Annotated in this window: 6 protein-coding genes; all 6 read right to left on the bottom strand. The window is 30.5% G+C overall.

Annotation, left to right across the window (positions count from 1 at the left end; genetic code table 11):
• Nucleotides 1–87 precede the first annotated feature (87 nt).
• A complete protein-coding gene (locus tag ACFWM3_RS15130) occupies nucleotides 88–1,977 on the bottom strand; it encodes an ABC-F family ATP-binding cassette domain-containing protein (protein ID WP_390311911.1) in 1,890 nt (629 codons plus the stop codon).
• The gene (locus ACFWM3_RS15135; protein ID WP_056466414.1) at nucleotides 1,974–2,621 is read right to left on the bottom strand and encodes an HD domain-containing protein; all 648 of its coding nucleotides are present in this window, start codon (nucleotides 2,619–2,621) and stop codon (nucleotides 1,974–1,976) included. The genes ACFWM3_RS15130 and ACFWM3_RS15135 overlap by 4 nt, the downstream gene beginning before the upstream one ends.
• A 150-nt stretch (nucleotides 2,622–2,771) precedes the next feature.
• Nucleotides 2,772–3,782 (bottom strand): UDP-glucose 4-epimerase GalE, encoded by a 1,011-nt coding sequence (gene galE / locus ACFWM3_RS15140; protein ID WP_390311912.1) that lies wholly within the window; start codon nucleotides 3,780–3,782, stop codon nucleotides 2,772–2,774.
• A gap of 5 nt (nucleotides 3,783–3,787) precedes the next feature.
• Complete coding sequence (locus ACFWM3_RS15145) at nucleotides 3,788–4,225, bottom strand: GtrA family protein (RefSeq protein ID WP_390311913.1); 438 nt, start codon at nucleotides 4,223–4,225, stop codon at nucleotides 3,788–3,790.
• Entirely contained in the window at nucleotides 4,222–5,205 is a 984-nt protein-coding gene (locus tag ACFWM3_RS15150) for a glycosyltransferase family 2 protein (RefSeq protein WP_390311915.1), read from the bottom strand. Before ACFWM3_RS15150 ends, ACFWM3_RS15145 begins: the two co-directional genes overlap by 4 nt.
• Before the next feature lie 25 nt (nucleotides 5,206–5,230).
• On the bottom strand, nucleotides 5,231–6,916 hold the full coding sequence (locus tag ACFWM3_RS15155) for a DUF6044 family protein (RefSeq protein WP_390311916.1): 1,686 nt from the start codon (nucleotides 6,914–6,916) through the stop codon (nucleotides 5,231–5,233).
• Nucleotides 6,917–7,170 lie beyond the last annotated feature (254 nt).

Consider the following 7,170-nt stretch of genomic DNA (forward strand, 5'->3'; position numbering starts at 1 on the left):
TAAACATTTATTTTTAAAAATTCATTATGAGATAAAAAAACTTGAGTAGTAAAATGACATCATAATCCAAAACTCAAAATTAATAATCTACTTTAAACTTTCAACTAAATCACTTAAAACTGACCAACGCTCCATTTTCTGTTCTAACTCAGCTTCTTTTTCTTCAATATCTTTAGAAAGTTTATAAGCTTCATCAAAATTAGAGCCTACACCTTGTAATTTTTCATTTAGTTGCTCAATCTCATTCTCCAGCTTTTCGATGTCTGATTCAATGTTGTCCCATTCTTTTTGTTCTTGATAAGTTAATCGCTTTTTCTTTTGCTCTTTTTGATAAACTGGTTTTTCAATTGTCTCTTTTATAACTTCGATTTCACGTTTTTCGTTAGATTGTCGATCTAAATAATCCGTATAGCTTTCTAATGTAGATGAAATTTTCCCTTCACCTTCGAAAATTAATAATTTATTTGTAACTTTATCTAAGAAATAACGATCATGTGATACGGTAACTACTACTCCACTAAAATTCTCAATATAGTCTTCTAAAACCGTTAAAGTATCAATATCTAGATCATTTGTAGGCTCATCGAGTAATAATAAATTTGGAGCAGTCATTAAAAGTCTTAATAAATATAGTCTTCTTTTTTCCCCACCTGAAAGTTTTCCTAATTGTACACCGTGCGATGAAGTAGGAAATAAGAACGTTTCAAGCATTTGTGAAGCTGAAATTGTTTTTCCATCTGGAGTATGAATGACTTCTGCTTCTTCCTTTATATAATCAATCATTCTCATAGTTGGATTCACATTTTCTTGTATTTGAGTATAGTATGCTACCTTAACCGTTTGTCCAATTTCAATTTCACCAGAATCAACTTGTTCTTCTCCAACTAGCATTTTCAATAAAGTTGTCTTCCCCGCACCATTTTCACCAATTATTCCAATTCGATCAGTTTGAAGTAAAAGTAAGTTAAAATTATCTAATATCTTTTTCTCGTTAAAAGACTTATTAACATTTATAAACTCAACAACTTTTTTACCTAAACGAGTTTGTTGGAAGTTCATCTCTAATTCCACTTTTTCTTGATTGTTTAGTTTACCCGAAAGGTCATCAAATCGTTGAATACGAGCTTTTTGCTTAGTCGTTCTAGCTTTTGCTCCTCTACGCATCCAAGCTAATTCTCTTCTAAATAAATTGTTTCTTTTTTCATTAGTAGCTGCATCTTGCTCTTCTCGAGCAGCTCTTTGTTCAATATAATACTGATAATTACCTTCATATCGATAAATATTACTATTTGATAGCTCTAATAATGCGGTTGTAACTTCATCTAAAAAATAACGATCATGGGTTACAAATAATACAGCGTTTTGCAGTCTTTTTATGTATTCTTGTAAAAATACGATACATTCATAGTCCAAATGGTTCGTAGGCTCATCTAAAATTAATAAATCACTTGGATGTATTAATGCTTTTGCTAAGGCTACTCTTTTCTTCTGACCACCTGAAAGTAATGAAACGTCTAAATTTAAATTTGATAAACCTAATTTCGATAAAATTGTCTTAGCATTTGCTTCTAAATCCCAACCATTTAATGAATCCATTTCAGCTTGTAATTTTAGTAATTCATTTTGTAATCCTTGATTAGATGGATCTTCTCCAAGTGCTTGTAAAGTTTTTTCATATGATTTTACTAAAACCATTACTTTATCATCACTCTCAAATACTGCTTCAAGAATTGTTTGGTTTTTATCAAAGTCTTCATGTTGAGGCAAATAACTTATTACATAATCCTTTGGAGTAGTAATTTTTCCATCATCAGCTGACTCGACACCAGCAATAATTTTTAATAAACTCGATTTACCAGTTCCATTTATACCTAATAGTCCAATTTTCTGTCCTTCGCTTACGGTAAATGAAATTTTATCGAATAAAGTTTTTTCCCCATAAGTTTTAATTAAATTCTCTACACTTAAAATCTTCATATTTTAAAATTCCACTCTTTCATAAATTCATCGATGAATTTTTCTACAAATTGATGTCTTTCCTCTGCCAATTCTAATGCTGAATTTGTGTTCATTAAGTCTTTTAGTTTTAATATTTTTTCATAGAAGTGATGTAACGAAGAACTTTTGTCACTTCTATATTCTTCGATCGTCATGTTTTCTCTTATTTTAAACTCTGGGTTAAACATACTACGACCTTTTTTACCTCCGTATGCAAACGTTCTAGCAACACCGATCGCTCCAATTGCATCTAAGCGATCAGCATCTTGTACAATTTTACCTTCTAAAGAGGTTGGAATAACCCCATTTCCTCCTTTATAGGAGATATTTTCAATTATGTACATGATTGCGTTTACTTCTTCAATACTATTTAATAATTCATTTAGAACTGATTCTAATTGAGTTTTCTGAGCTTCAAGATCATCATGTAATTTATCATCTATTACATCGTGTACTAAAGCAGCACATTCTACGATGAATTGATTTGCATTTTCTTTTTGAGCAATATGTACAGCTAAATTTCTAACCCGGTCAATATGATGCCAGTCATGTCCAGAGCTATCACCTTGATGAAGATTTCGAACATAATTTTCTATTTGTAAAATGATTTCCTGTTGATTCATACTCGTACCTCCATAAATCGACTAGTGATATTATATCATTTTTCTATCACCGTAAAACATTTATAGGTTAAGTGAGAATTAAATTTACGAAAAAACCTTCACTTTTGGTGAAGGTTTTTTCAAATTATGATTTTATATATAGAGAGAATTCTAATGATATTGAGTAGTATATTTATTCTTAAATCCATAAGGATTCGATTTATGCCATTTCCAAGCATCACTAATGATTAAATCGATGTCTTCATACTTTACCGTCCAGCCTAAAACTTTTTTAGCTTTCTCTGAAGAAGCAACTAGAATACTTGGGTCACCTACTCGTCTAGAACTGATTTTATATGGTATTGGATGCTTAGTTATTCGACGAACCGCTTCAACAATTTGTAATACTGAATACCCCTTATTATTTCCAAGGTTAAAAATATCACTTTTCCCACCATTAAAAAGGTATTTAAGTGCTAGTAAATGAGCATCCACCAAGTCTTCAACATGAATATAGTCTCTAATACACGTCCCGTCTGGAGTATTATAATCATCTCCAAAAATAGAAATCTCTTTCCTTTGATTTAAAGCAACTTGTAAAATCAATGGAATTAAATGAGTCTCTGGAGAATGGTCTTCTCCAATTTCGGCTGAAGGCTTTGCTCCTGCAACATTAAAGTATCTTAGTGAAACATAATTTATACCATATGCTAAACTACTCCATTTCATCATCTTTTCCATCATTAATTTTGTTTCACCATAAGTGTTCGTTGGATCTGGAATGCAGTCTTCTGAGATAGGTACTATTTTAAGTTCACCATATACAGCAGCGGAAGATGAAAACACGATATTTTTAACATCAAATTCATTCATCACTTCTAATAGAATATGTGTGCCAAATACATTATTGCTAAAATACTCCAACGGTTTTTCCATTGATTCACCAACTAGACTATTTGCTGCAAAATGTAACACACCATCAATCTTTTCATTTTGAAATACTGATCTTAAAAATTCCTTATCTCGAATATCCCCATTATAAAAAATGGCTTCTGAATGAATCGCTCCTTTATTTCCTGTCTGCAAATTATCAACAATTATTACATTTACGCCATTTTCAATCAGCATGTATACTGCATGTGATCCTATATATCCAGCTCCGCCAAGTACTAAAATATTCATTTTAATCACATTCTTTCGTTTTTAAGTTGTTTTTTGGTCATATTTTTATTCTTAAAAACAAGCAATTTTTGACCAAAGTAATTTAAAACCGTATATAACCCAGAACTAAATAAAACAGCTAAGTCATTTTTATAATTTAGAGAGATAAAATCCTGTAAATTTAAAATGTAATCAATTATTTTAACTCCGAGATTAAATGCTATAAAATAACAGGTTAAAATGACTATAATAAACAATGGAATACTTTTTTTTACAGAGCCTTGACTTTTAAATGTAAAATTTCGATTTAAAATATAACTTACACAAGCTCCTATGGAATTTCCAATAAATGTTGAAATCCAATAAGACAAACCAAATAAATGAAGAAATAAATAAATGAATGATAATCCTACAACTGTATTTGCAATTCCTACCGCAATAAAACGGATAAATGTCTTATTCATCTTTGCCCCTTATTTACTAATTCAGAATCGCTCATTGTATATAAATTTGTTTCAATAGCGTATCTAGGTCGATTTTTTACTTCTTGATAAATCTTTCCAATATACTCACCGATCATTCCGATTCCCAATAATTGAACTCCACCTACAAACCAAATTGAGACCATTAATGATGGCCATCCACTAACCGTATTTCCTAATATATGTTGAACTATTGCATAGCCACCTGCTATCAAACTAAATATGATGGATAAAAACCCAAGCAGTGATACAAATCTAATCGGGGCTATACTAAATGATGTGATCCCGTCGAACGCAAAAGAGAGCATCTTTTTTAATGGGTATTTTGATTCTCCTGCAAACCTTTCTTTTCGATCGTAATAGACATTAGTCGATGGAAACCCTATAAGAGGAACTAGTCCCCTTAGGAATAAATTAGTTTCTTTATATTTGAATAATTCATCTAATGCCCTTTTACTCATTAATCGGAAATCTGCATGATTAGGAACTAGATTAATCCCTATTTTCCCCATGAATCGATAGAATCCAAGCGCTGTTGAACGCTTAAAAAAGGTATCTGTTTCTCTACTGTCTCTTACGCCATAAACAATATCAAAACCCTCTTTATACTTTTCTACAAAATTACGTATTACATTAATATCATCTTGTAAATCCGCATCGATTGAAACTACACAATCGGATTGCTTATAAGCAATTTCAAGCCCAGCAATTAGTGCGTTTTGATGCCCTACATTTTTAGCAAGCTTTAATCCTTTAACAAATAAATTATCGATACTTTCTTTTTCTATTAGTTCCCATGTTCGATCCTTACTTCCATCATCTACAAATAGAATTTTGCTATCATCTGAAATAAGAGAATCATAAATTAATTCTTCAATTAAGTAAGTGAGTTGATAGGCTGTTTCTTCAAAAACTTCCTGCTCATTGTAACAAGGTACAACAATTGTTAATAAAGGTATCATATATAATCACGTCCTTATAAAGTGGTTATTTTACTTCGTATAGATAGATGCGCCATGCTGAATGAACATCATCAAAAGTCTTCATCAATCTAAGTCCATTACTATTAGCATTTTCTATTGGGACAGCCGCAAAAATATATTCCCCACCCAACTTTTTAAATTCGTTAATATTTAGTTGTAAATGATGGATTTTTACGTTCGAGTTCTTTTTAAATTCATAATTTTTACCTAGTTCAGCTACAAATAAATAGCATCTTCCACCCCAATGATCGAAGTAATTTTCAAGTAAGGGGCTTTTTTCAAGTTCAGGTGCAATTATTTTTCTAAATTCGTGTTTATATTTTAACGAATAAAAATTATTATATGTATCGAGTGTGTAAAAACCATTGTACTGAGCAATCGCAGGGTGAATGCCTATACTTGCAACCCGATAACTATTTTTAGGTTTACCAATATATTTTGAGATTTCACTAAATTGATTTACAGCATAAAATTGATTAAAAGATGGTTTCCCCACTACTCGATAGACAATCTCGTCATTCGCACAAAACATTACGATTACTTGGACTACTAAACAAATTTTCACAAACTTTTGCCAACCTTTTCCCTTTAACCAAAGAAGATAGGCTCCAACGGCAAACATTAAATAAATTATTAAAGGTCTTAAAAAATGAAATCTAGCAAAATTAAACGTATTTAAAAGCTGAAATTGTTCTTTTACTGGCTTCCATCCTTTATAAAACCAAAAGGCGTACCAAACGGATAATAAAAAATTAAGAATAAATAAGTATAGAAACCTTTTTTCTATAATTCCTCTTTTTTTATTTCTTAAAGTCCAGAATACAATAAAAGATAAAGGAACAATGACTAGAGTGTGAAGTGTTAGGACATGTGTATGTCCTAAAAAATAATTCTTAAACACTAATCGAATCGTATGCCAAAAACCCAATGTAGAGCTTACAAACTCGTTTCTACTTGTTGGTTCAGATGGAATGACTAATGAGAATACAAGGCGATATTCTATTGCTAAATACATTAAAGTCATTAATAAAATACTTAAAAAGAACACTAGATTGATTTTCTTTTTTACAAATACATCTCTTAACCATAGCAATCCCATAAATACTAAAAAGAAAAAGAATCCTAATACAAAACTAGAATAGAAAGGTAATAAAATAAGGGTAATCCAGTCTTTCCAAGAATATTTCCCAATTCTTATATTTAGAAACGCCCAAAGTGCTAGTGGCATTCCCAATGTACTTAGCATTCCGGACGGCCAAAATGGCGTTAGTGCAAATGCAAGTGAGACCCATACTCTAATAAGGTAATTTTCCTTTGATGTTATAAAATGCTTTCTTAACAGGATATACATCCCAAAAAACGCGAAAAATCTAGTAATTGTCTGTCCGATGGAATAAGCTAGCATCGGCGAAAAGAGATTATTTAGCCACTGAATACCACTAAATTCCGTTCCATAAGCATTTCTAGGCAATCCATTAATGATCTGTGGGATTGTAGAATTTAATTTACCAAATAATTGCCCTGAATTTTTAAGTGTTTTATACCATGCAATGTTTGAATCTAAATTATCATGTACTCTAATGTGAGCATTTTCTCCTAATATGAAAAGTGGAGAAACATAAATGATCATTAAGATTGTTGCAATCACTAAATGTTTATTTTCCTGGCTTAGTTTCTTAAATAGTTTCATATTTATTACACCACTTTGTTTATATATTGTTTTTTGATTACTGATTAATATTTCCCTCGCTTTATCTTTTTAGTTATATCATTACTAGCTCTTTCTCATATCTATTAATATTAAAATTCTTTTCTGAAAATCAGATGAAAATTTGACTAAAATTTCATTTAAATTTGCCTTATTATTTTCATAAGTAAAAAATATTCATTTTATTATGTGCATAAAAATTTGATTAGATTAATTTCTTTAATAATATATAAAGC

Origin of the sequence: Gottfriedia sp. NPDC058432, from assembly GCF_042721555.1 — a bacterium.
Classification (GTDB): domain Bacteria; phylum Bacillota; class Bacilli; order Bacillales; family Bacillaceae_G; genus Gottfriedia.

Bases quoted from the DNA above. Each gene is read 5' to 3' on its own strand.
- ACFWM3_RS15130 (WP_390311911.1), bottom strand. From the start codon at position 1,977: ATGAAGATTTTAAGTGTAGAGAATTTAATTAAAACTTATGGGGAAAAA.
- ACFWM3_RS15135 (WP_056466414.1), bottom strand. From the start codon at position 2,621: ATGAATCAACAGGAAATCATTTTACAAATAGAAAATTATGTTCGAAAT.
- galE (WP_390311912.1), bottom strand. From the start codon at position 3,782: ATGAATATTTTAGTACTTGGCGGAGCTGGATATATAGGATCACATGCA.
- ACFWM3_RS15145 (WP_390311913.1), bottom strand. From the start codon at position 4,225: ATGAATAAGACATTTATCCGTTTTATTGCGGTAGGAATTGCAAATACA.
- ACFWM3_RS15150 (WP_390311915.1), bottom strand. From the start codon at position 5,205: ATGATACCTTTATTAACAATTGTTGTACCTTGTTACAATGAGCAGGAA.
- ACFWM3_RS15155 (WP_390311916.1), bottom strand. From the start codon at position 6,916: ATGAAACTATTTAAGAAACTAAGCCAGGAAAATAAACATTTAGTGATT.